The 24,418-nt window shown below is 60.0% G+C and carries 24 protein-coding genes; 8 read left to right on the forward strand and 16 right to left on the reverse strand.

Translation table 11 applies throughout. From position 1 onward, the window contains the following. Positions 1-26 precede the first annotated feature (26 nt). The 3 genes from trhO to AB4N74_RS15520 form a co-directional block, all read right to left on the reverse strand. Complete coding sequence (gene trhO, locus AB4N74_RS15510) at positions 27-968, reverse strand: oxygen-dependent tRNA uridine(34) hydroxylase TrhO (RefSeq protein ID WP_093435323.1); 942 nt, start codon at positions 966-968, stop codon at positions 27-29. A 102-nt stretch (positions 969-1,070) separates the two neighbouring features. After that, entirely contained in the window at positions 1,071-1,370 is a 300-nt protein-coding gene (locus AB4N74_RS15515; RefSeq protein WP_064391455.1) for a BolA family protein, read from the reverse strand. A gap of 12 nt (positions 1,371-1,382) precedes the next feature. After that, positions 1,383-1,904, reverse strand: coding sequence for a DUF2059 domain-containing protein (locus AB4N74_RS15520; protein WP_034155305.1), 522 nt, complete (start codon positions 1,902-1,904; stop codon positions 1,383-1,385). Positions 1,905-2,097: 193 nt separating this feature from the next. On the opposite strand from AB4N74_RS15520, the gene AB4N74_RS15525 reads away from it, so the two are divergent. Beyond that, positions 2,098-3,492, forward strand: coding sequence for a class II fumarate hydratase (locus tag AB4N74_RS15525; RefSeq protein WP_007908383.1), 1,395 nt, complete (start codon positions 2,098-2,100; stop codon positions 3,490-3,492). A gap of 123 nt (positions 3,493-3,615) precedes the next feature. On the opposite strand, the gene AB4N74_RS15530 is transcribed toward AB4N74_RS15525, so the two are convergent. Beyond that, entirely contained in the window at positions 3,616-4,575 is a 960-nt protein-coding gene (locus AB4N74_RS15530; RefSeq protein WP_116256294.1) for a DMT family transporter, read from the reverse strand. A gap of 210 nt (positions 4,576-4,785) precedes the next feature. Here AB4N74_RS15530 and AB4N74_RS15535 point away from each other — a divergent pair, with 210 nt between their 5' ends. Further along, a complete protein-coding gene (locus AB4N74_RS15535) occupies positions 4,786-4,980 on the forward strand; it encodes a DUF6316 family protein (RefSeq protein ID WP_460096555.1) in 195 nt (64 codons plus the stop codon). 139 nt (positions 4,981-5,119) lie between these two features. On the opposite strand, the gene AB4N74_RS15540 is transcribed toward AB4N74_RS15535, so the two are convergent. Both AB4N74_RS15540 and pap read right to left on the reverse strand, forming a co-directional pair. Further along, positions 5,120-6,304, reverse strand: a complete 1,185-nt coding sequence (locus tag AB4N74_RS15540) for a thiolase family protein (protein WP_320336547.1) — start codon at positions 6,302-6,304, stop codon at positions 5,120-5,122. A gap of 102 nt (positions 6,305-6,406) precedes the next feature. Further along, positions 6,407-7,921 (reverse strand): polyphosphate:AMP phosphotransferase, encoded by a 1,515-nt coding sequence (gene pap, locus AB4N74_RS15545; protein ID WP_093435333.1) that lies wholly within the window; start codon positions 7,919-7,921, stop codon positions 6,407-6,409. Positions 7,922-8,093: 172 nt separating this feature from the next. On the opposite strand from pap, the gene mnmC reads away from it, so the two are divergent. The 5 genes from mnmC to AB4N74_RS15570 all read left to right on the forward strand — a co-directional run bounded on the left by mnmC (position 8,094) and on the right by AB4N74_RS15570 (position 15,483). Next, positions 8,094-10,073 carry a bifunctional tRNA (5-methylaminomethyl-2-thiouridine)(34)-methyltransferase MnmD/FAD-dependent 5-carboxymethylaminomethyl-2-thiouridine(34) oxidoreductase MnmC gene (gene mnmC, locus AB4N74_RS15550; RefSeq protein WP_460096557.1) on the forward strand — a complete coding sequence of 660 codons (1,980 nt, stop codon included), beginning with the start codon at positions 8,094-8,096 and terminating at the stop codon, positions 10,071-10,073. A 162-nt stretch (positions 10,074-10,235) separates the two neighbouring features. Beyond that, positions 10,236-12,008: an N-acetylglutaminylglutamine amidotransferase gene (locus AB4N74_RS15555; RefSeq protein WP_099756889.1), complete on the forward strand. Its 1,773-nt coding sequence runs from the start codon at positions 10,236-10,238 to the stop codon at positions 12,006-12,008. Positions 12,009-12,011: 3 nt separating this feature from the next. Beyond that, the gene (ngg, locus tag AB4N74_RS15560) at positions 12,012-13,757 is read left to right on the forward strand and encodes an N-acetylglutaminylglutamine synthetase (protein ID WP_257355812.1); all 1,746 of its coding nucleotides are present in this window, start codon (positions 12,012-12,014) and stop codon (positions 13,755-13,757) included. Between the two features lie 141 nt (positions 13,758-13,898). Then, entirely contained in the window at positions 13,899-15,089 is a 1,191-nt protein-coding gene (locus tag AB4N74_RS15565) for an osmoprotectant NAGGN system M42 family peptidase (protein WP_077574040.1), read from the forward strand. A gap of 166 nt (positions 15,090-15,255) precedes the next feature. After that, positions 15,256-15,483 carry a YheU family protein gene (locus tag AB4N74_RS15570; RefSeq protein WP_003199186.1) on the forward strand — a complete coding sequence of 76 codons (228 nt, stop codon included), beginning with the start codon at positions 15,256-15,258 and terminating at the stop codon, positions 15,481-15,483. Positions 15,484-15,488: 5 nt separating this feature from the next. Here the strand turns inward: AB4N74_RS15570 and csrA are convergent, their stop codons facing one another. The 3 genes from csrA to AB4N74_RS15585 all read right to left on the reverse strand — a co-directional run bounded on the left by csrA (position 15,489) and on the right by AB4N74_RS15585 (position 17,021). Next, the gene (gene csrA, locus AB4N74_RS15575) at positions 15,489-15,674 is read right to left on the reverse strand and encodes a carbon storage regulator CsrA (protein ID WP_016985988.1); all 186 of its coding nucleotides are present in this window, start codon (positions 15,672-15,674) and stop codon (positions 15,489-15,491) included. A gap of 135 nt (positions 15,675-15,809) precedes the next feature. Continuing rightward, positions 15,810-16,142, reverse strand: a complete 333-nt coding sequence (locus AB4N74_RS15580) for a YnfA family protein (RefSeq protein ID WP_016985989.1) — start codon at positions 16,140-16,142, stop codon at positions 15,810-15,812. 63 nt (positions 16,143-16,205) lie between these two features. Further along, entirely contained in the window at positions 16,206-17,021 is an 816-nt protein-coding gene (locus AB4N74_RS15585) for an SDR family oxidoreductase (protein ID WP_093435347.1), read from the reverse strand. 323 nt (positions 17,022-17,344) lie between these two features. Here AB4N74_RS15585 and AB4N74_RS15590 point away from each other — a divergent pair, with 323 nt between their 5' ends. Next, positions 17,345-17,503 carry a DUF3309 family protein gene (locus AB4N74_RS15590; protein WP_175559632.1) on the forward strand — a complete coding sequence of 53 codons (159 nt, stop codon included), beginning with the start codon at positions 17,345-17,347 and terminating at the stop codon, positions 17,501-17,503. Between the two features lie 76 nt (positions 17,504-17,579). Here AB4N74_RS15590 and AB4N74_RS15595 read toward each other — a convergent pair whose 3' ends face one another. The 7 genes from AB4N74_RS15595 to AB4N74_RS15625 all read right to left on the reverse strand — a co-directional run bounded on the left by AB4N74_RS15595 (position 17,580) and on the right by AB4N74_RS15625 (position 24,412). Next, positions 17,580-19,673: an LTA synthase family protein gene (locus tag AB4N74_RS15595; protein ID WP_093435350.1), complete on the reverse strand. Its 2,094-nt coding sequence runs from the start codon at positions 19,671-19,673 to the stop codon at positions 17,580-17,582. Between the two features lie 314 nt (positions 19,674-19,987). Next, the gene (locus AB4N74_RS15600; protein WP_016985992.1) at positions 19,988-20,593 is read right to left on the reverse strand and encodes an START domain-containing protein; all 606 of its coding nucleotides are present in this window, start codon (positions 20,591-20,593) and stop codon (positions 19,988-19,990) included. A gap of 41 nt (positions 20,594-20,634) precedes the next feature. After that, a complete protein-coding gene (locus AB4N74_RS15605) occupies positions 20,635-20,889 on the reverse strand; it encodes a YkgJ family cysteine cluster protein (protein WP_007908349.1) in 255 nt (84 codons plus the stop codon). A gap of 166 nt (positions 20,890-21,055) precedes the next feature. Continuing rightward, positions 21,056-21,526, reverse strand: coding sequence for a translation initiation factor 2 (locus AB4N74_RS15610; protein WP_460096562.1), 471 nt, complete (start codon positions 21,524-21,526; stop codon positions 21,056-21,058). A gap of 79 nt (positions 21,527-21,605) precedes the next feature. Beyond that, on the reverse strand, positions 21,606-23,045 hold the full coding sequence (locus tag AB4N74_RS15615; protein ID WP_016985994.1) for an aminotransferase-like domain-containing protein: 1,440 nt from the start codon (positions 23,043-23,045) through the stop codon (positions 21,606-21,608). Between the two features lie 201 nt (positions 23,046-23,246). After that, a complete protein-coding gene (locus AB4N74_RS15620) occupies positions 23,247-24,059 on the reverse strand; it encodes an OmpA family protein (RefSeq protein ID WP_093435353.1) in 813 nt (270 codons plus the stop codon). Next, positions 24,056-24,412 (reverse strand): DUF4398 domain-containing protein, encoded by a 357-nt coding sequence (locus AB4N74_RS15625; RefSeq protein WP_093435356.1) that lies wholly within the window; start codon positions 24,410-24,412, stop codon positions 24,056-24,058. The genes AB4N74_RS15620 and AB4N74_RS15625 overlap by 4 nt, the downstream gene beginning before the upstream one ends. Positions 24,413-24,418 lie beyond the last annotated feature (6 nt).

The raw sequence follows: 24,418 nt of genomic DNA on the forward strand, positions 1-24,418 counted from the left end.
CACATAGAGCAGGCGCGCAGACATGATTAAGCCTCGGTGGATGCTTGCTTGTAGTTGTAGCCGATCGGGTGCGGCATGTTGCGCGCCTTGGCCAGTTCGATCTGCTTCTGCCGGTCGATGGCGCTGCGGCGGGTTTTCTCGCTCAACGTGTCCCAGCAATGCGGGCAACTGATGCCGGCAACGTAATGCTCGCTGGTGCGATCTTCAACACTGACCGGTGTGCGACAGGCATGACATTGATCGTAGTCGCCTTCGCTGAGGTCGTGACGCACGGTCACGCGGTTGTCGAACACGAAGCAGTCGCCCTGCCACTTGGTTTCTTCCTGCGGCACCTCTTCGAGGTACTTCAGGATGCCACCCTTGAGGTGGTAAACCTCTTCGAAACCCTCGCCGAGCATGTAGCTCGAAGCTTTCTCACAGCGAATGCCACCGGTGCAGAACATTGCGACCTTCTTGTGCACGGCCGGGTCGAAGTGTTCTTTGATGTAGTCGGGGAATTCGCGAAAACTGGTGGTTTTCGGATCGATGGCGCCTTCGAAAGTGCCGATCGATACTTCGTAATCGTTACGGGTGTCGATCAACAGCACTTCCGGGTCACTGATCAACGCGTTCCAGTCTTGCGGATCAACGTAGGTGCCGACCTTTTTGTTCGGGTCGACGCCTTCGACACCGAGGGTGACGATCTCTTTCTTCAGTTTGACCTTGGTGCGATAGAACGGCTGCTCGTCGCAGTACGACTCTTTGTGATCGATGTCGATCATGCGTGGGTCGTTCTTGAGCCAGGTGAGCAGACCGTCGATGCCTTCGCGAGTGCCGGACACCGTGCCGTTGATGCCTTCTTCGGCGATCAGCAGGGTGCCTTTGATCTGGTTGTCGACCATCGCTTGCAGCAGCGGCTCGCGCAGGTTGACGTAATCTTCGAGGGTGACGAACTTATACAGTGCCGCCACGACAATCGGTTGTGTCATGGGTATTTCTCCAGGTGGCTACCCTCGCAAAGGGTGAACCGGATTCAAAAAAAAACGCGCCGGGTGAGCGGCGCGTTGCGGATTCTAGCAAAAAACCGAAGCTTAATGCTTACTGCCGCCAGCACAGGTCGGCGATGCCGGAGCGGCGCCGATCTCTGCCCATTCCTGCGGGGTGTAGGTGTGCAGCGCCAACGCATGGAACTCGCCCATCAGCTCACCGAGCGTGCCGTAGACTTTCTGGTGGCGCTTGACCCGGTTCAGGCCGTCGAACTGCGCGCTGACCACCACGGCCTTGTAGTGCGTCTGCAACCCGCGACTGTGCATGTGGCTTTCGTCCAGCACTTGCAGGTGCTCAGGCTGAAGCAGGGCCAGCGTCGATTCGATGCGTTGTTGCATGGTCATCACGAACTCCGCTTACTTCTTCTTGGCCGGCGCAGCAGCGCCTTTCGGATCCAGCTCTTTGGTCATGTCGTCGAGCAGCTTGTTGACGACAGGCACGGCGCTTTCCAGTTTGGCCTGGGTCATCTGGGCCGATTGCTGGGTCAGCTGCGGCATTTTTTCCAGGACTTTCTTGCCCAGTGGCGACTGGTAGAACGCGACCAGGTCTTTCAGCTCGGATTCGCTGAAGTTGCTGGTGTAAAGCTTGACCATATCAGGCTTGAGCTTGTTCCAGCCGATGGCCTGGTCCAGGGCGGCGTTGGCCTTGGCCTGGTAGGTTTCCAGTACGGCTTTCTTGGCTTCCGGGGCTTTGGTCTGTTCAAAACGCTGAGCGAACATTTGCTGCACTTGCATGTACACCGGAGTGCCCAGCTTGTCAGCGTGCGCCAGGGTCAGGAAAGCTTCAGCACTGGCGTTGTGGCTGGCGGTATCGGCAAGCACCTGGCCGCTGGCGCAAACCAGTGCAACCGCGGTGCAGATGGCACGAAGACGAGTCATCGAGTTTCCTTTTCAGCTAGGCGAGGTAAAACCCCAAGGGCGACCATTCTGCGCCTAAAAAACCTCGTGGCTCAACCCCCGAGCCTTGCCGTGCTTGATTGGCCGGGTTTTACCGGTCAACAATCGGTTCGAGGGAACCACCACGGCCGATGCCGGCCTAAACTGCGCAAACAGACCAACAGGAGTGTGCACGATGAGCCGTATCGAAACCGACAGCCTGGGCCAGATCGAAGTCCCGGACGACGCCTACTGGGGTGCTCAGACGCAACGCTCGCTGATCAACTTCGCCATTGGTCAGGAACGCATGCCGCTGCCGGTACTGCACGCTCTGGCCCTGATCAAGAAAGCCGCTGCACGGGTCAACGACCGTAACGGCGATTTGCCCGCCGACATCGCCCGCCTGATCGAACAGGCTGCCGACGAAGTGCTCGACGGCCAGCACGACGACCAGTTTCCGCTGGTGGTCTGGCAGACCGGCAGCGGCACGCAGAGCAACATGAACGTCAACGAAGTCATCGCCGGACGCGCTAACGAGCTGGCCGGCAACCCGCGCGGCGGCAAGACGCCGGTGCACCCGAACGATCACGTCAACCGCTCGCAAAGTTCCAACGACTGCTTCCCCACCGCCATGAGCATTGCCACCGCCCAGGCAGTGCAGGAACAACTGCTGCCGGCGATTGCCGAGTTGTCTGGCGGCCTCGCCGAACTGGCCGCGCGGCACATGAAACTGGTGAAAACCGGTCGCACGCACATGATGGATGCGACGCCGATCACCTTCGGTCAGGAGTTGTCCGGGTTCATCGCGCAACTGGATTACGCCGAACGCGCAATCCGCGCCGCGCTGCCAGCGGTGTGTGAACTGGCCCAGGGCGGCACCGCGGTCGGCACCGGGCTGAATTCGCCGCATGGTTTTGGTGAGGCGATTGCTGCAGAACTGGCGGCGCTGTCCGGCCTGCCCTTCGTCACCGCGCCGAACAAGTTCGCCGCCCTCGCGGGCCACGAACCGCTGACCAGCCTGTCCGGTGCGCTGAAAACCCTCGCCGTGGCGCTGATGAAAATCGCCAATGACCTGCGCCTGCTCGGCTCCGGTCCCCGCGCAGGTTTTGCCGAAGTGCGGCTGCCGGCAAATGAGCCGGGCAGCTCGATCATGCCCGGCAAGGTCAACCCGACCCAGTGCGAAGCGCTGTCGATGCTCGCCTGTCAGGTGCTGGGCAACGACGTGACCATCGGCATTGCCGCGAGTCAGGGTCACTTGCAGTTGAACGTGTTCAAACCGGTGATCATCCACAACCTGCTGCAATCGATCCGCCTGCTCGCCGATGGTTGCAGCAACTTCCAGCAGCACTGCATTGCCGGGCTGGAGCCGGACGCCGAAGTCATGGCCCGACACCTGGAGCGCGGGCTGATGCTGGTGACGGCACTGAATCCGCACATTGGTTATGACAAATCAGCGGAGATCGCCAAGAAGGCTTACAGCGAAGGGCTGACCTTGCGTGAGGCGGCGTTGGCGTTGGGCTATCTGACGGATGAAGAGTTTGATGCGTGGGTGCGGCCGGAGAATATGATCGAGGCAGGCGCCAAGGGTTAAGTTTTGTAGAGCCTGAAAGTCCGTCTTCGCGAGCAAGCTCGCTCCCACATTTGGGCGCATTTCCAACATGAGAATGCAGTCGAATGTGGGAGCGAGCTTGCTCGCGAATGGGGGCGACGCGGTTTAACTGGCTGCCATCTTCAACCGCCGCGCCTTCAACCCGGCAATCAACGAAGGCCCCAACGCCACCAGCGCCGACCCCAGCACCACCAGCACCGCCCCGCCATAACCCAACCCGTTGATCTGCTCGGCATGCACATATTCGGGCCATATCCCCGCCGCAATCGCCACCGCGCCAAAGGTCACCAACGGCGTGATCGCCAACGTCGCACTGACCCGCGACGCTTCCCAATGCGCCAGCGCTTCAGCGAACGCGCCATAGGCAATCAACGTGTTCATGCAGCACGCCAGCAGCAGCCAGCCCTGCAACGGGCTGAGGTTCAGCGCTTCGAGCGGATGCACCCACGGCGTCAGCAACAGTGCGCAGAACAGGTAGATCACCATCATCACTTGCAACGAATTCCATACCGTCAGCAATTGCTTCTGACCCAGCGCATAAAAGGTCCACACCGTCGACGCCAACAGCACCAGCAACACCCCGGCGGTGTAATCCGACAACGAGGTCAGCAACTCTGCCAGCCGTTGATTGAAAAACAGCACGAAACCGATCAACAGCACCGCCAACCCGATTCCCTGACCAATACTGAAACGCTCCTTGAACACAAACAGACTGGCGATCAACAACATGATCGGGCCCATCTGCACCACCAGTTGCGCGGTGCCGGGGCTGAGCAGATTGAGCCCCATCAGGTACAACACATAGTTGCCGACCAGCCCGAGCACCGCCATCAGCACCAGCCAACCACCCCTGGGACCCAGCACTTTGCGACTGGGCAGACGTTTCACCGCCGCCAGATAGATGAACAGACAGCCACCGGACACCAGCAGACGAAACCAGGTCACCGTGACCGGGTCCATCACTAGCAGCACCTGTTTGAGTTTGATCGGCAGGATGCCCCACAGAAACGCGGTCAGCAGCGCCAGGAACAAGCCGTACACCCAGCGACCCGATGAAATGTGCATGGAAACCCCAAAGCCTGCTGACAAGTGCGCTCATTCTAGGCGCGCCATGAACCGACACACAGGGACAGTTAAGGCCAGGACGCGAATGAAACTGTTCAGGTCGCAGCATTAAATTGACGTCGCGCCGTTGATCGGCTGTACAGGCGCGCCAAATGCTTCAGGCATAAGCTCAATGGATCCCTTTCAGCGCACCAGCCAAGGAGACCGATCATGTTAGCAATGCGCGCGCAGGACAGCGCCCCCGCCACGCACTTTCGCAGTGATCGCTTGTGCCGGGTCAATGGCGAACTGTTTTTCAGCACTCGGGAAAATACCCTTGAGGGGCCGTTCGAAAGTCCCGAAAAGGCTGAGCAGGAAATAAAGGCGTATATCGCGCGGATGCAGCTACAGGATTCCAACCGGTAAACCCGGTAGATCCCTTCGCGAGCAAGCTCGCTCCCACATTGGATCTCTGGTGTACACAAAATCAGTGTTCACTGAAGATCTACTGTGGGAGCGAGCTTGCTCGCGAAGAGGGCTGAACAGACAACTAGTGAATTGAGGATTAACGCACCGCCTCAAACAGCCCCGTCGCGCCCATCCCGCCGCCCACGCACATGGTGACGATGCCGTAACGCAGATTACGCCGCTGCAACTCCCGCACCAGATGCCCGACCTGCCGCGACCCGGTCATGCCAAACGGGTGACCAATGGAAATCGAGCCGCCATTGACGTTGTATTTCTCATTATCGATCTCCAGCCGATCCCGGCTGTACAGGCACTGCGAAGCAAACGCCTCGTTCAGTTCCCACAGATCGATATCCGCCACCTGCAAGCCTTTGGCCTTGAGCAGCTTCGGCACCGAGAACACCGGGCCGATACCCATTTCGTCCGGCTCGCAACCGGCCACGGTGAAGCCGCGGAAAAATGCTTTCGGCTTGAGGCCCAACTGCAAGGCTTTCTCCAGGCTCATCACCAGCGTCATCGACGCACCGTCGGACAGCTGCGAGGAGTTGCCCGCCGTCACCGAACCATCCTCGGCGAACACCGGTTTCAATCCGGCGAGACTTTCATAGGTGGTGTCCGGGCGATTGCAGTCGTCGCGATCAACCACACCGTCGAGAATCTGCACTGCACCGGTGTTTTTGTCCTCGACGCGATACTTCACCGCCATCGGCACGATTTCATCGTTGAACAGTCCCGCAGCCTGCGCCTGAGCGGTGCGGATCTGGCTCTGCAATGAATAGCGATCCTGCGCTTCACGGCTGACGCCATAACGCCGCGCGACCACTTCGGCGGTCTGGCCCATCGAGTAGTAGATGCCCGGCGTTTGCTGCTTCAGCAGCGGGTTGATCAGGTGATCGGTGTTGACGCTTTTCATCGTCAGGCTGATCGACTCGACGCCGCCGGCCACGATGATGTCGCTGCAACCCGAAGCGATCTGGTTGGCAGCAATCGCAATCGCCTGCAAGCCCGACGAACAGAAACGGTTGAGGGTCATGCCGGCGGTGCCGGTGCCCAAACGCGACAGCACCGCGACGTTACGACCGATGTTGTAGCCCTGCGCGCCTTCGTTGGAGCCGGCGCCGACAATGCAGTCCTCGACGCTGGCCGGATCGATGTCGTTGCGCTCAAGCAGCGCGTTGACGCAATGGGCCGCCATGTCATCGGGACGGGTCTGGTTGAACTTGCCGCGAAAGGACTTGGCCAGGCCAGTCCGCACGCTGTCGACGATCACCACTTCACGCATGGCATACCTCATTGTTGTAGTCGGTTGAGAGTGGACCGAGCATAAGTCCACCGCATCAACCACCGCGACAATCATTCACCCCGCGTATGCGCGTCTATCGGCTCAGTCCTTGTGTTTCTTCGCGTGCTTGTCGGATTTCTCGAAGGCCTGTTCCAGTGCACGGTTGATCGTGCGCAACACCTTCACCCGGGCCCAGCGCTTGTCATTGGCCTCGATCAGCGTCCATGGCGAGATCTCCGAGCTGGTGCGGTCGACCATATCGCCGACGGCAGCGCGATAGGCGTCCCACTTGTCGCGGTTGCGCCAGTCGTCTTCGGTGATCTTGAAGCGTTTGAAGGGGATCGCTTCGCGCGCCTGGAAACGCTCCATCTGCGTATCTTTATCAATAGCCAGCCAGAACTTGACGACGATCACTCCGGCGTCGGACAGCTGCTCTTCAAAATCGTTGATTTCGCCGTAGGCACGCAACCAGTCGGCCGGCGTGCAGAAACCCTCAATCCGCTCTACCAGCACCCGGCCGTACCAAGAGCGGTCGAACACGGTGAACTTGCCGCGCGCCGGAATATGCCGCCAAAAGCGCCACAAGTACGGCTGAGCGCGCTCCTCCTCAGTCGGTGCGGCGATCGGCACGATGTTGTATTGCCGTGGATCGAGCGCCGCCGCGACCCGACGGATCGCCCCGCCCTTGCCGGCGGCATCGTTGCCTTCGAACACCGCCACCAGCGCGTGGCGGCGCATGCGTTTGTCGCGCATCAGCCCAGACAAGCGCGCCTGCTCGGTGATCAGTTGTTCTTCGTAGTCTTTCTTCTCCAGACGCTGGGTCAGGTCGAGGCTGTCGAGCAGGTTCAACTGATCGACCGGCGTGCCCAACGGCGCGGCGCTGACATCGTGCGGATGCACGTCCGGACGCTTCAGCGCATTTTGCAAACCTTCGAGGAGAATCTTGCCGACCGCCAGGCTGCGATAGTTGGCGTCGGCGCCTTCGATCACATGCCACGGCGCGTAATCGCGACTGGTACGGCGCAGCACGCGCTCGCCGTATTTGACGAACTTGTCGTAGGTTTCCGATTGCTGCCAGTCCAGCGGGCTGATGCGCCAGCTGTGCAGCGGATCATCGGCCAATGCTTTGAGCCGGGCCTTCATCTGTTTCTTGGACAGGTGAAACCAGAACTTGAAGATCAGCGCGCCTTCATCGCAGAGCATCTTTTCCAGACGCTCGGCGCCGGCGATCGCCTGATCCAGACGCGGATCCTTGAACAAGCCATGCACCCGCCCCTGCAGCATCTGGCTGTACCAGTTGCCGAAAAAGATGCCCATGCGCCCCTTGGCCGGGAGCATTCGCCAGTAGCGCCACGCCGGTGGCCGCGACAACTCTTCATCGGTCTGCTGATCGAACGTGCGCACTTCGATCAGGCGCGGGTCCATCCACTCGTTGAGCAACTTGACCGTCTCGCCCTTGCCCGCGCCTTCAATGCCGTTGATCAGGATGATCACCGGAAAACGCTTCTGCTGCTGCAGTTCGAACTGAGCTTCGAGCAAGGCTTCACGCAATGCCGGGACGGCCGCATCAAAGGTGTCTTTGTCGATGGCGTGACCGATTTCAGCGGATTCAAACATGGGACGGCTCCTTCCAGGATTCAGCAAGACTAGCGGATTGGGCACAGCAGCGGCGCAGAAATTCCCACGGCTGGCGGATTGTCCGTGAGTCAACGGGCGCAAGCCTTGCCATGGATCAAGCAGCCCCTGCGCGATCGGCTAGAATGGCCGCCTTGTCGTTGCCGAGCCTGCCATGAAACCTGTATTGCCCCACGCCCAACTCGATTGGGATGACCACGGACGCCCGCGTTCGCGGGTATTCGATGACGTGTACTTTTCCGACCAGTCGGGGCTGGAAGAAACCCGTTACGTGTTCCTCGAACAGAACCGCCTGGCCGAGCGTTTTGCCGCGCTGCCGGCGGGTGGGCGACTGGTCATCGGCGAAACCGGGTTTGGCACCGGGCTGAATTTTCTTTGCGCCTGGCAGTTGTTCGAGCAGCACGCCATGGCGGGTGCGCGCCTGCATTTTGTCAGCGTCGAAAAATACCCGCTAAGCCCTGCCGACCTGAAACGTGCGCTTGCCCTATGGCCGGAACTCAAGCCACTGGCCGATCAGTTGCTGACGCATTACGTGGCCATCCACGCAGGCTTTCAGCGCATCACCCTGGCCCACGGCCGCGTGACGCTGACGCTGTTGATCGGCGATGCCCTGGAACAACTGCCGCAACTCGACGCGCAGATTGATGCGTGGTTTCTCGACGGTTTCGCCCCGGCGAAAAACCCCGACATGTGGACTGCCGAACTGTTTGTCGAGCTGGCGCGACTGGCAGCGCCCGGCTCAACCATCAGCACCTTCACCAGTACCGGTTGGGTCCGCCGTTTGCTCAACGCTGCCGGGTTCAAAATGAAGCGCACGCCGGGCATCGGTCACAAGTGGGAAATCCTCCGTGGCGAGTTTCTCGGCTGGCCGGCGGAAGTGACGCCGCCGACACCGGAAAAACCCTGGTTCGCTCGTCCTGCAACGATCGCGGCTGAACGTCGAGCGCTGGTGATTGGCGCCGGTCTCGCCGGCTGCGCCACGGCATCCAGCCTGGCCGCACGTGGCTGGCAGGTGACATTGCTCGAACGCCATGCGGCGGTGGCGCAAGAAGCCTCGGGCAATCCGCAGGGCGTGCTGTACCTGAAATTGTCTGCCCACGGCACGGCACTGTCGCAACTGATCGTCAGCGGTTTCGGTTACACCCGACGCCTGCTGGAAACCCTGCAACGCGGCACCGACTGGGACGCTTGCGGCGTGCTGCAACTGGCGTTCAATGCCAAGGAAGCCGAGCGTCACGCCCAGTTGGCCGAAGCCTTCCCGGAAGACCTGTTGCAGTGGCTGGATCAGCCCGAGGCGCAGGCCCGTGCCGGGGTCGGTCTGGCCCATGGCGGCTTGTACTATCCCGAAGGCGGTTGGGTGCATCCGCCGGCGTTGTGTCAGGCGCAAGCGGCGCAGGCGAACATCGAACTGCTCAATCATTGCCAAGCACTGCAACTGCGCAGGGTCGATGACCAGTGGCAAGCCCGCGACGGTGACCGCTTGCTCGCCAGCGCGCCGGTCGTGGTGTTGGCCGGTGCCGCCGACATCAAATGTTTTGCGCAGAGCGCCGAGTTACCGCTCAAGCGCATTCGCGGGCAGATCACCCGCCTCGCCGAAACCGCAGAAAGCCAGGCACTGGCCACTGTGGTCTGCGCCGAAGGCTACGTCGCGCCTGCCCGTCTGGGCGAACACACGCTCGGCGCCAGTTTCGACTTCAACAGCGATGACCTGACGCCGACCACCGCCGAACACGTGGGCAATCTGGCGATGCTCGAAGAGATCTCAAGCGATCTGGTTACGCGTCTGCACATCAGTGAACAGCCGGTCGAAAATCTTCAGGGCCGCGCAGCCTTTCGCTGCACCAGCCCTGACTATTTGCCGATTGTCGGCCCCCTCGCCGACCGCGAAGCGTTCCTCGACACCTACTCGGCGCTGAGCAAAGACGCCCGCCAAGTGCCGGACATCGCCTGCCCTTGGCTGGACGGTTTATACGTCAACAGCGGCCACGGCTCTCGCGGGCTGATCACCGCGCCACTGTCTGGCGAACTGCTCGCCGCATGGCTGGACAATGAACCTCTGCCGCTGCCACGCAGTGTCGCCGAAGCCTGTCACCCCAACCGCTTTGCGTTACGTCGGTTGATTCGCGGCAAATGAAGTGAAGACCACGGGCCATGACGTTGGCCCACTGGTCTGACGGCGCCGCTTATAACTTATCGTTCTAAAACTCCCACAACCGCACCGGGTCAGTTTCTGAGTACCGGCCATTTCGGCCGCTGAAGAAACACCCTCCCCAACGGAAAAACCGGTAAGGACTTTATGTGCGGATTAGCTGGCGAGTTACGTTTTGATCAACAACCTGCAGACCTTGCAGCGATCGAGAGAATTACCCATCACCTGGCCCCTCGCGGCCCCGACGCGTGGGGCTTCCATGCCCAAGGGCCGATTGCCCTGGGTCACCGTCGCCTGAAAATCATGGACCTGTCGGACGGCTCGGCGCAGCCGATGATCGACAGCCAGCTGGGCTTGTCCCTGGCCTTCAACGGCGCGATCTACAACTTCCCGGAACTGCGTGCCGAACTTGAAGCGCTGGGTTACGCGTTCTACTCCGGTGGCGACACCGAAGTGCTGCTCAAGGGCTACCACGCCTGGGGCGAAGCGCTGCTGCCGAAGCTCAATGGCATGTTCGCGTTTGCCATTTGGGAACGCGACGCCAAACGCCTGTTCATCGCCCGCGACCGTCTCGGCGTGAAGCCTTTGTACCTGTCGCGTACTGGCCAGCGTCTGCGCTTTGCCTCGGCGTTGCCAGCGTTGCTCAAGGGCGGCGACATCAACCCGATCCTCGATCCGGTGGCGCTCAATCATTACCTGAATTTCCATGCCGTGGTCCCCGCGCCACGCACCCTGCTAGCCGGCATCGAAAAACTGCCACCGGCGACCTGGATGCGCGTTGAAGCCGATGGCACCACCGAACAGAAAACCTGGTGGACCCTGCCTTACGGCCCACACGATGATGAGAAAAATCTGACCCTCGAAGATTGGGTTGATCGCGTCCTCGACAGCACCCGCGAAGCGGTGGCGATTCGTCAACGCGCGGCAGTGGATGTCGGTGTGCTGCTGTCCGGCGGCGTCGATTCGAGCATGCTCGTCGGCCTGTTGCGTGAAGTCGGCGTCGACAACCTTTCGACCTTTTCCATCGGTTTCCAGGATGCCGGCGGCGAACGCGGTGACGAATTCCAGTACTCGGATCTGATCGCCAAACACTACGGCACTCAGCATCATCAACTGCGCATCGACGAGAAAGAAATCATCGAGCAATTGCCCGCCGCGTTCCGCGCGATGAGCGAGCCGATGGTCAGCCATGACTGCATCGCCTTCTATCTGCTATCGCGCGAAGTGGCCAAGCACTGCAAAGTGGTGCAGAGCGGCCAGGGTGCTGACGAATTGTTCGCCGGTTATCACTGGTACCCGCAAGTCGACGGCGCGACCGATCCGTACGCGGCGTATCGCAACGCATTTTTCGACCGCAGCTACGACGACTACGCCGCCACCGTGCAGCCCAAATGGCTGACCGCGAACGATGCAGCCGGCGACTTTGTGAAAGAACATTTCGCCCAGCCCGGCGCCGATGCGGCGGTGGACAAAGCATTGCGTCTGGACAGCACGGTGATGCTGGTCGATGACCCGGTCAAACGCGTCGACAACATGACCATGGCCTGGGGCCTGGAGGCGCGCACGCCGTTTCTCGACTATCGACTGGTGGAACTCTCGGCCCGAGTGCCTGGCCAATTCAAGCTGCCTGACGGCGGTAAACAAGTGCTCAAAGAAGCCGCGCGCCGAGTCATCCCGAGTGAGGTGATCGACCGTAAAAAAGGCTACTTCCCGGTGCCGGGCCTCAAGCACTTGCAGGGCGACACGCTGAACTGGGTGCGCGAGTTGCTGCTCGATCCGAGTCAGGATCGCGGTCTGTTCAATCCGGCCATGCTCGACAAATTGCTGACCGATCCGCAAGGCCAACTGACGCCGTTGCGCGGTTCAAAGTTGTGGCAACTAGCGGCCCTGAACCTGTGGCTCAGTGAACAAGGAATCTGATCGATGAAACCCCACGCCACAGCCATCAACCAACGGCTGCTACGCGGTCAGACGCCGTCCTATGAACGCTTGCAGGCGCGTCTGGCCGAAGACGGCAGCACGCTGGCCGCCGACCCGATCGCCGTCCATTGCGGCTGGGGCCGGTTGCTGATCGGCCACACGTTTCCCGACCCGGCATCGCTGGCACAGGAGCTGCTCAGAGAACAGCCCGGCGAGCGTGATATCGCGCTGTACGTCGCGGCGCCGCAGCAGATCCTCGGCCTGGAACCGACGCAACTGTTTCTCGACCCGTCGGACACCTTGCGCCTGTGGTTCAGCGATTACCGCCAGGCCACCCGCGTGTTTCGCGGCTTCCGTATTCGCCGCGCGCAGAGTGAGGCGGACTGGCAGGCGATCAATCTGTTGTATCAGGCGCGCGGCATGTTGCCGATCGATGCCACGCGGCTCACTCCGCATCATCAGGGCGGCCCGGTGTACTGGCTGGCCGAGGATGAAGACAGCGGCGCGGTGATCGGCAGCGTCATGGGCTTGAACCATCAAAAAGCTTTCAACGACCCGGAAAACGGCAGCAGCCTGTGGTGCCTGGCGGTTGATCCGCAATGCTCGCGGCCGGGTGTTGGTGAAGTGCTGGTGCGGCACCTGATCGAGCACTTCATGAGTCGCGGCTTGAGCTATCTGGATCTGTCGGTTCTGCATGACAACCGGCAGGCGAAAAACCTCTACGCCAAGCTCGGCTTTCGCAATCTGTCGACCTTCGCCATCAAGCGCAAAAACGGCATCAACCAGCCGCTGTTTCTCGGCCCGGGGCCAGAAGCGCAGTTCAATCCGTATGCGCGGATCATCGTTGAAGAAGCTCATCGACGCGGTATCGACGTGCAGGTGGATGACGCCGATGCCGGGCTGTTCACCCTCAGCCACGGCGGGCGTCGCGTACGTTGCCGCGAATCGTTGAGCGACCTGACCAGCGCGATCAGCATGAGCCTGTGCCAAGACAAAAGCCTGACCCACAAAGTGCTGAAAGGCGCCGGACTGAACCTGCCCTCGCAGCAACTGGCCGGTAATGCCGACGACAATCTGGCCTTCCTCGATGAGCATCAACGGGTGGTGGTCAAACCGCTCGACGGTGAACAGGGCCAAGGCGTGGCGGTGGATTTGCAGAGCATCGAAGAGGTGCAGCAAGCCATCGAAGCGGCGAAGCAATTTGACAGCCGCGTGCTGCTCGAAAGCTTCCACGAAGGGCTTGATCTGCGGATTCTGGTGATTGGCTTTGAAGTGGTGGCGGCGGCGATTCGCAAGCCGGCGGAAGTGGTCGGCGATGGCCAGCATTCGGTGGGCGCGTTGATCGAGGCGCAGAGCCGTCGTCGGCAAGCGGCGACCAGTGGCGAAAGCAAGATCCCGCTGGATCACGAAACCCAGCGCACCCTGCATGCGGCCGGTTATGACTACAGCAGCATTCTGCCGGCCGGCGAGCACCTGTTTGTGCGGCGTACGGCGAATCTGCACACCGGCGGCACGCTGGAAGATGTCACGGCGATTCTGCACCCAACCCTGGTCGACGCCGCTGTGCGAGCCGCGCGGGCGCTGGACATTCCAATGGTCGGGCTCGACTTGATGGTGCCGGCGGCGGATCAGCCCGAGTACGTGTTTATCGAGGCCAACGAACGTGCCGGGCTGGCTAACCATGAGCCGCAGCCGACGGCGGAGCGCTTTGTCGATTTGTTGTTTCCGCACAGTCAGCCGGCTATTTAACCCTTTCCTGATCGTTCCCACGCTCTGCGTGGGAACGCCTCACCGGACGCTCTGCGTCCACTCTTGGGACGCAGAGCGTCCCCGGCTGCATTCCCACGCAGAGCGTGGGAACGATCAGTGCTCAACCCATCAGGAGTTTCCATGACCACGCAAATCCCCGAACCGGATCTCAACTACCTGCAAAAAGTCCTGCTGGAAATGCTCGCCATTCCCAGCCCCACCGGGTTTACCGACACCATCGTGCGTTACGTCGCCGAGCGTCTGGAAGAGCTCGGCATTCCCTTTGAAATGACTCGACGCGGTACCATTCGCGCCACGCTCAAAGGCAAGAAGAACAGCCCCGACCGCGCCGTTTCCGCGCACCTGGACACCATCGGCGCCGCCGTTCGTGCGATCAAGGACAACGGCCGCCTGACCCTCGCCCCGGTCGGCTGCTGGTCGAGCCGCTTTGCCGAGGGCAGCCGCGTCAGCCTGTTTACCGACAACGGCGTGATTCGCGGCAGTGTCTTGCCGCTGATGGCGTCCGGGCATGCCTTCAACACTGCCGTCGATGAAATGCCGATCAGTTGGGATCACGTTGAACTGCGTCTGGATGCCTACTGTGCGACCAAGGCTGACTGCGATTCGCTGGGCATCAGCATCGGTGACGTGGTGGCCTTCGATCCGCTGCCGGAGTTCACCGAAAGCGGTCACATCAGCGCCCGTCACCTCGATGACAAGGCCGGCGTTGCGGCGCTGCTCGCGGCACTCAAAGCCATCGTCGACAGCGGCCAGGAGCTGATGATCGACTGCCACCCGCTGTTCACCATCACCGAGGAAACCGGCAGCGGCGCGGCGGCGGCGCTGCCGTGGGACGTCAGCGAATTCGTCGGCATCGACATCGCGCCGGTCGCTCCCGGCCAGCACTCCAGCGAGCATGCGGTGAGTGTGGCGATGCAGGATTCTGGCGGCCCGTACGATTATCACCTGTCGCGACATTTGCTGCGTCTGGCCGGTGAAAACGAACTGCCGGTGCGCCGCGACCTGTTCCGCTATTACTTCAGCGATGCGCACTCGGCGGTGACCGCCGGCCACGACATCCGCACCGCCCTGCTCGCGTTTGGCTGCGATGCGACCCATGGTTATGAGCGCACGCACATCGACAGTCTGGCGGCGTTGAGTCGCTTGCTGGGCGCTTATATTCTGAGCCCGCCGGTGTTCGCCAGCGATGCGGCGCCAGCGAATGCTTCACTGGATCGCTTCAGTCATCAGATTGAGCATGACACACAGATGGAGAGCGATACGCGAGTACCGTCGGTGGACAGTCTGGTGGGGCAGCGTTCCGACAGTTAAATCTTTGTTGGCAGAACCATCGCCTTCGCGAGCAGGCTCCCACATTTGGAATGCGTTCCCCTGTAGGAGTGAGCCTGCTCGCGATGAGGTCGGTACAGGCAACACAAAACTGGCAGGCAAACCGCAATCGCCGTAGCATCCCGCCATTGATTCAGCCGAGGTGCCCATGCTTATTCCCCACGACCAACTTGAAGTCGACACCCTCACCCGCCTCATCGAGGATTTCGTCACCCGCGACGGCACCGACAACGGTGATGACACGCCGCTGGAAACCCGCGTGCTGCGCGTGCGTCAGGCATTGACCAAAGGCCAGGCGCTGATCGTCTTCGACCCGGAAAGCGAGCAGTGCCAGTTGATGCTCAAGCACGACGTGCCCAAGCACCTGTTCGACTGAAATCCTCAGCGAACTTTCTGCGTGGCTTGCTTGCGCTGAATCCGCTCATAGACCTCCGCGCGGTGCACGTTGACCTTTTGTGGCGCCTCGACGCCAAATCGCACACTGGCACCGTTCACTGACAGAACGCGCAAGGTGATGTCATCACCGATTGAAATCAACTCACCAACGACACGGCTGAGTACAAGCATGAGATTCGTCCTTCAGGGTTAGCGAACCCTGAAGATGCGCGGCTTGCCGCGCCTCTTCAATGCACGGCGAGCAAATCAGTTTTGCCTTACACCCATGCTCGCCCTGAGCTGTCAGACGCTTCCCACAAAAGACCTTCAGGCAGCAGAAAAGCGTGGCCCGAACAGAATCACGCTGGCGCCGATCACGCACAGCGCCACGCCGATCCAGTCCGAACCCAAGGGACGCACGCGCTCGACCACCATCAGCCAGCCAATCGAAGTGACAATGTAGATGCCGCCATAAGCGGCGTAGGCACGACCGGCATAGTTGGCTTCAACACGGGTCAGCAACAGTGCGAACAGGGTCAGGCTGAGCAGCGCAGGAATCACCCACAACGCACTTTTGCCCTGACGCAGCCACATGAAGAAGGCGAAACATCCGGCGATTTCAAACAGCGCCGCGAGAAAGAACCACAGGTAATTGAGCATTGATGCGTCTCGACAAGGTGACCAGTGCGGCCACCCTAACGACGCTGTCTGCAACGGGCAAGGTCAGCCGTTGTTCTGTTTGGCTTTGGCGCGCATCTTCTCCGCCATTGAAGTCATTTCGTTGTAGAGCAGTTGCGGGTTCTTCTGCTTCAGCGCCCAGGCCATGCGCCCTTGTTCGTGGGGAAGGATCATGAACTCGCCAGCGGCGACTTGCTGATAGATGTAGTCAGCGATATCCGCCGCCGTAATTGGCGAACTTTCCAGCAACTTGCCGACCTGCGCTTTCATCGCCGGGGTCGGCCCACGGAACGAATCGAGCAAATTGGTCTGGAAGAACGAGGGGCAAACCACGTGCACACCGACTTCCTGCTGCGCCAGTTCGATCAGCAGACTTTCCGACAGTGCCACCACGCCGGCCTTGGCCACGTTGTAGTTGCTCATCGCCGGGCCTTGCATCAGTGCCGCCATGGAGGCGATGTTGATGATTTTGCCTTTGCTTTGTTCAAGCAGTGGCAGGAACGCCTTGCAGCCCTTGACCACGCCCATCAGGTTGATCGCGATCTGCCAGTCCCAGTCTTCCAGCGACAGTTCGCTGAAAAAGCCACCCGAGGCCACGCCGGCGTTGTTGACGATGATGTCGATGCCGCCGAGCTTTTCTTCACAGGCCTGAGCGAACGCGGTGAGCTGGCTGTAATCACGTACATCGCAGCGCTGGGTAAAACCGTCGCCACCGGCCTCGCGGACCATTTTCAGGGTTTCCTGAAGACCGGGTTCGCTGACGTCGGACAAGGCCAGTTGCCAGCCTTCACGGGCCCAGCGCAGCGCGATTTCGCGACCCAGGCCCGAGCCCGCACCAGTGATCATCATGCGATTTTGCATAGCAGACAGCCTTGTTGTTCCGGGGAAGATGCGCGGAGTGTAGCGAAGGATCGGCGCGCGCCCACGCTCCATCAAGTTGCTGAATGCAAGATCAAAAGATCGCAGCCTTCGGCAGCTCCTACTTGGATTCGTGTAGGCGCTGTCGAGTGAAACGAGGCTGCGATCTTTTCGCTGCAAAGGAAATAATCGAGCAATCCAAATACATTAAAAAAACATTGAATTTTCCTTCATGCGCACCGGTCGGAAATTGTAAGCCGTCTGGAATTACTTAGTCTCCAGTCGCCCTTGAATACCAAGACTTCTCGAACGCTATCAACAAGGAAATCAACATGGGCACAATTCTAATCATTATCCTGATCCTGTTGCTGATCGGTGGTCTGCCGGTCTTCCCGCACTCCAGAAGTTGGGGTTATGGTCCTTCGGGCATTATCGGCGTGGTGTTGGTGGTGCTGTTGGTACTGCTGTTACTCGGTCGGATATAACGCTTCAAGCGCAATAAAAAAGAGGCCCTGTTCAGGGCCTCTTTTTTATTGCGTGGATTTTACTGTCGGCAAGCGATCAATCAGGCTTGCCGTTGATGACACCGGCAGTGTTGTCCATCAGGCTTTTGGTCGCCGTTTGCAGGAACGCTTCGAGTTTGAGTTTCAACTCGGCAGTGCGCGGTGCATTCGGAACGATCTCGGCATGTGGATTGGCACCCAACTGGTATTGCCAGATCTTCGGCCCCATTTCCTTGTCCTTCGGCAGGACCAGAATCTGGTCGGCGGTGACGATGGCAGTGGTCTGCTCGCTGCCCGACGGCTTGATCACCCCGAAACCGGTGTCGCCTTCCGGCAGATTGAGCAGGTCACGGCCCCAGCACTGATGACGCACTTCGCCACCGAGACGGCCCATGATGGTCGGCACAATGTCGATCTGCGTCCCCACGGTGTGGTCACGGGTGCCGAACTTCTCCTGAATACCAGGCGCGATCATCAGCATCGGCACGTTGAAGCGGCCCAAGTCCATTTCGGTGATCTGGCGCTCGTTGCCGAAGCCGTGGTCGCCGACGATGACGAACAGGGTTTCCTTGAAGTACGGCTCTTTGCGCGCCTTCTCGAAGAACTGACCCAGCGCCCAGTCGGAGTAGCGCATGGCGGTCAAGTGTTCGTTGAGGCTGCCGCGATCGGTCACACGCTCGACCGGCAATGGCGTCGGCAAGGCGTATGGCGTGTGGTTGGACAGCGTTTGCAGCAAGGCATAGAACGGCTTGCCGTTTTCACGCTTCTTCAACTCGATCAGACCACGATCGAACATGTCCTGATCGGACACGCCCCAGGTCGGGTCGGAGAAGACCGGGTTGACGAAGTCGTTACGACCAACGAAGTTGGTCATGCCCTGGTTGCTGAAGAAGCCCGACTGGTTGTCCCAGGCGAAGTCGCCGTTGTACACGTAGACGTCGTCATACTTGCGCGCGCTGAGCAGCTGCGGCAGGCCGGAGAGCTTGTGGCTGCCTTCCGGGGTCTGCATCAGGTATTCGAAACCTGGCAGATTCGGGAAGCAGGCCATTGTCGCGAACATGCCCTGGTGGGTGTGCGTACCGTTGGAGAAGAAGCGGTCGAACAGCAGGCCTTCCTTTGACAGTTTGTCCAGGTATGGCGTGATGTTGCCCGGCGCACCCAGCGCACCGACAGAGTGACCGGCCATGCTTTCCATCAGGATCACGACAACGTTCTTGATCGGCAGGGTCTTGTCGGCCGGTGGCGTGTATTCACGGCGTACGGCGGCGATATCGGCATCGACCAGTTTGTCGTCCGGCATCAGCAGCATATCGCGCACGACCTTCTGCGCTTGCTCCTGCGGCAGTGTGGCTTTCCAGATGTTGTTGCGATCCTCGCCCATGCGGTCTTTGGCCGCCGCGATCAGCGACAGCGTGCCGTTGAGGCCGAGCTGGTTGGCGAAGTTGGAGTCGGTGGTGTACACGTCACCCCAGCGCAGTGGCGGGCCTTGACGCAAGGTGCCGCGGGCGGCAACTACACAGATCAACAGGCAGACCACGAACACCGCCAGACGGGTGTACCACGGCGCAACTTGACGGGTACCGACACTGCCACCGCTGAACGGGCCGCGCGGACGCGTGGCACGGTCGGCGCCTTTGAACGCGAGGGTCAGAATGACGGTGCCGATCACCCACGCGAGCAGGTAGCGCACCACCGGAAAACCGTACCAGAGCATGCTCATCACGGTTTTCGGGTCTTCTTTCACGTACTGGAACACCAGGCCGTTGAGGCGCTGGTGGAACTCGCGGTAGAAGTCCATCTCCATCAGGCCGAGGAACAGCGCGATGCTTGAGGCGATGGTCAGCCACAAGCGGAAGAAGCCGCGTGCGGCCATGGCGCGGGCACTGAACAGCGCCAGTACCAGCGGAATGCACACGTAAACCACCAGGCGCAGGTCGAAACGCAGGCCGTTGGCGAAGGCTTCGAGGAAGGTCGAAGCCGGGGTGTCGAGGATCATCTCGCGGTTGTAGACCAGCAGCGCGAGGCGCAGCACGGAAAACATCACCATCATGACCAGCGCGCAAAGCAGCGTGTAGGCCAGATGCGATTTGACGGTCGGTTGCAGCAGGCGAGCAGAAGATCGCTGCTGATTCAGGGCGTCCGGGTTTGCCATGTCGTTTTAGGACCCATTGGAAGTTGAAGTTGCAAAAATACAGCGGCGCCAGGCCCTCTATTGGTCATTCCAGACCCCGGGGCTTGCGCGGTGCGCAAATGTTGCACGATCACCCGCACCATTGCCATTGATTACTGCCCTGCCGCCCGACACTTTCATTTAGTGCAGCCGCGAACCGGGGCAGCGTGCAAACAGCGCGGGCGAATTGTCAGGAACACTTTGTGAAAATTTCGTGCAACGCATATCTGGAAACACAATATAGATACAAAACAAAACGCCCCGAATCGATCGGGGCGTTTTGTTGCAACGCGAGATTACTTCTCGGCGCGTTCTTTCAAGGCTTTGAGGGTATTGAACGGTGCATCGACGACAAACTTGTTGGCAATCATCGACGGCACGCTACCACCCGGCTCGGTATGCACCTGATAGGTCACTTCAACCTGATCACCTTTGGGTACGAATTTCCAGAAGCCTTTGACCTGCGCTACACGGACAAAGCCTTTCTCTTCCGGAATGTACTTGGGCAGACCTTCGAGGTTACGGGTCAGGCTGCCATCGGCGCCTTCAACGGTGGTGATGTGCAGCACCGAATCACGCGGGGTCACCGGCCAAGGCGTGTTGAACTGGGTGTAGGTCCAGCTCTGATCGCCCTCGTGCTTGAGCAGTTTCTGGGTCTTGCATTCGTGAATCCAGGCGCACGCGCCGGAGACGTCTTCCTGCAGTGCGCGCAGTTTGGCGACGGTGGTTTTCATCAGCGCAACGCCCTGGTAGGACTTGTAGTCCGAACCTGGCACTTCACTCAGGGACACCTTGATGCCGTCCTCGTTCTTGGCGACTTTCCAGTCTTCAGCCTGAGCGACGGAGGTAGCCAGCACAGCGGTCAAACCACACAACACAGCGATACGATGCAGCGAACCCATAGTCTTATTCCTTATTGTTGAAGTTCCGTTCGTTTGACACATCACGCCGCCGTCATCTGCTCCCACCAGCCAATCAGCCTGATCGCTTCTTCCGAGCTGCTGCCACAGACTTCGACATCCGCCGCGAAGCCGGAACAGACTGCCGGGCGCTCGGGGCGGCCGAAAATGCTGCACAGGTTTTCGACCGAGAGTTGCACGCAACGTTCGCCGGCAGGTTTGCCATCAGGCATGCCGGGAATTGGCGAACTGATGGAAGGGGCAATGCAGCAAGCGCCACAGCCTTCACGGCATTTCATGACGAACAATTCCTCGCGACGGGCGATGTGTAAAAGGGACGCGGAACAGAGTAACCGCTAAAACGGCTGTTTTAAATTCCCTGAACCGGGGTTTTTACCGATAACTGAATGTGACTGACCAGTCTCCGACAAAGCGTCTGGTCTGCGGGTCACAGATGGCCTGCAGTCACTGCTTGAATTCAAAATCCAGCGCAGCACCTTCGACTTCACGGCGCTCTTCGTTGCGCAGTTGCAACTGCATTTCGTTGCTGAGCAAACGTCCGTTGAGCTGGAAGCCGTTGTTCTTCTCGCCAAACATCTGCGGCAGGATCGGCTCGCGCTTGGGCAATTCAACCGTGCCCTTGGGCTTCAATTCCTCGACCATGTCCTTGGGCAGGCTCAAATCGAGTTTGGCCGACGGCAACTTGGTTTTTACCACTTCACTGGCGGGTTTCGATTTCGAGGCGACTGGCTTGCGCTTCTTGATGATTTTTTGCTGAGGTTTCTTCGCCGGAGTTGCCTTCTGCGCTGGCGTGTTTTTTTTCGCCGGGCTCGTCGCCGCCGGTTTTTCCTGAGCCGCAGCGGCCACGACGCCAGGCGCATGACCGATCATCAGCAAACCCAGCAAAACCCAAGCGGCAGGAGCAATCGCTTTCATGAACCCAACAGTGGCAAACGGCAGATGGCCATATGCTCGCTTGTTGGGCGCCACAAGACAAGCATCAGCCACCGCTCGTTCAGAATCCGCCAGCGGTTTCCTGACACAGTTGCGTCGCCAGCAAGCCAAGGGTCATCAACGCCCGCTCCGCCTCGCGGTTCCACGGAATCCCGCAGTTCAGGCGAATACAGTGGTTGAACTGCTCGGTATTACTGAAGATCAGTCCCGGCGCAATGCTGATGCCCTGCTGCAGGGCGCGCACATGCAATTCCTGAGTATTCACCCTACCCGGCAAGCTCACCCAGAGGATGAAACCGCCCGTAGGCCGGGTCATTTGCGTGCCTTCGGGGAAGTACTGCTGCACCGCCAACTGGAACGCGCTGAGGTTTTTTCGGTATTCCTGGCGGATGTACCGTAAATGCCGGTCATAACCGCCGTTTTCCAGATAAGCGGCAATCGCCATCTGCGTCACGCTGCACGCCGAGTGGGTGCTGAAGGTCTGCAGGCGCTGGATTTCCTGCTGATATTTGCCAGCGATCATCCAGCCGATGCGCACACCGGGTGACAAGGTTTTGGAGAAGCTCGAACAGTAGATCACCCGATCCAGTCGGTCATAAGCCTTGAGCGCTTTGGTTTTGCCCTGCTCGAACATCAACTCGCCGTAGATGTCGTCTTCGACAATCTGGATGTCGAAGTCCGAGGCCAGACGCAGCAACTGTTTCTGCCGCTCTTCGGGCATGGTGCCGCCCAGCGGATTGCTCAGGCGCGTGGTCAGCACCAGCGCCTTGATCGACCATTGGTTGGCGGCCAGTTGCAAGGCTTCGAGGCTCATGCCAGTGGCCGGATCGCTAGGGATTTCGATGACCTTCAAGCCGAGCAGATCGGCCAATTGCAGCAAACCGTAATAGGTCGGTGATTCGGCGGCGATCAGATCGCCCGGCCGGGTCAGCACACGCAAAGACATCTGCAAGGCATCGACACAACCGTGGGTGATGACCACTTCCGACGGATCGACCACCACACCGGCGTCGCGCATGCGGATCGCCACTTGCCGGCGCAGCGGCTCAAAACCGGGGCTGAACATGTAGCTGAAAGCACGCGGACTATGGAAGCGGGTGACCTTGGCCAGTTGCTGATGCAGTGCGCGCACTGGCAGGTAATCGACACTCGGCACGGCCGCACCCAGCGGGAACACGCCTTCGCGGCGTGATTCGACCAGAACCTGTTGAATGATGCTGCTGCGGGTAACCAACCCCGGCCGCTCGACACGGGCGATGTCCGGCGTCGGCGCCGTCAGTGCCGGCGTCTGGTGCACGTAATAACCGGACTGCGGGCGCGCCCGAATCAGCCCCTGATCTTCGAGATTGGCGTAAGCCTGCAACACCGTCGCATGGCTGACGTTGAGCTGCGAACTCATCTTGCGCACCGAAGGCACGCGCTCCCCCGGTTGATAGACCCCACGGCGGATGTCTTCGGCCAGTTGCTGAGCAATACGTTGGTAGAGCAAGAGATTGGTCATGACGCAGCACTCGATTTCACGGGCATTTTATTCTTGTGTGAAACAATACCGGAACAGTTTAGAAGTGTACTGGGACAGTTGCCACATTACTCGACCATACAGTGCGGTGTCTGCCCCCTACTGTACGGATTGCGAGCCAATCGACAGACGTAAAAAAGCCCGGCACTGCATGACAGCCCGGGCTTTCCAGAGACGCAACCCTTAACGGGCGGCGCCGAGCTGGCCTTTTTCATCGGAGAAGACAATTTCAACCCGACGATTCTGTGCCCGCCCACGCTCGGAAGCGTTGGCGTCCACCGGGTATTCGTCGCCGTAGCCTTCGACCTGAATGCGTTTGTCGTCGATGCCCAGGTCCATCAACACGTCCGCCACCGATTGTGCGCGGTCACGGGACAGCTTGAGGTTCTCCTGTTTGCCGCCGGTGCTGTCGGTGTAGCCCTCGATGCGCACTACACGTTTGGGGTTCAGTTGCAGGAACTGGACGATTTTCAGCACAACACGGTTGGCCGAGTTTTTCAGCTCTGCTTCACCGGTGTCGAACAGTACATCGCCGAGGGTCATCACCAGACCACGGTCGGTCTGCGTGGTGGCCAGTGCAACGATCTGTTCTTCCAGCCACTTGCCCTGCTGCTGCACGCTAAGCAATTTCGATTCACGCAAGGCCAGTTGCAGGCGCTGGCGGTCCAGTTCGAGCTTGGCCGCGCGCTCCTCATTGAGCACCTGATTGGTATGCTCGCGGGCGATTTCGCTGTAGCGCTGGCTCAGGTAGGCGTAGTGCACAACATCGGAACCGCTGCCCCAATAGGTCGACAGGCGATCGGCACGAGCCAGGGACTCACCGGCGCGGATCACGTCTTTCGGCGCGATGCGCAGCACGTTGGAGTCTTCCTTGACCTTCTGGAAGTCGGCGCTGGCTTCTTGCAGAGCGGATTCGCTGTGTTGACCGGCGCAGCCGTACAGGCTGACGCAACCGGCGAGGATCAGGCCGCCTACAACTTTCGACTTGAGACTCATTGGGCATCTCCCAGTTGCTTGCGCAGACGGACGATGCGGGTGTTAAGCACATTCACCTGTTCTTGACTTTTTTGCGTCAGCACTTTGGCTTCGGCCAGACGTGCATCCAGTTCAGCCTGCTCCGAACGCATACGCGCGTTCCGATAGGACTGGTCAGCCATGTTGCCTTTGGCGCGGTTGTACTTGGTTTCGGCCAGTTTCATTTCCGGCACTTCGTCGGCGGTGGCGCCAACAGCCTTGGCCTGGGTGATGGCTTGCTCGGTCAGGCGCATTTGTTCATTGGGTGCCGGATCGGTCGCGCAACCGGCCAGGGCCAGAACGGCCACAGCCGCGAAAAGAGGTCGAATACTCACTAAGAA

Source organism: Pseudomonas sp. H3_C08, assembly GCF_054669455.1.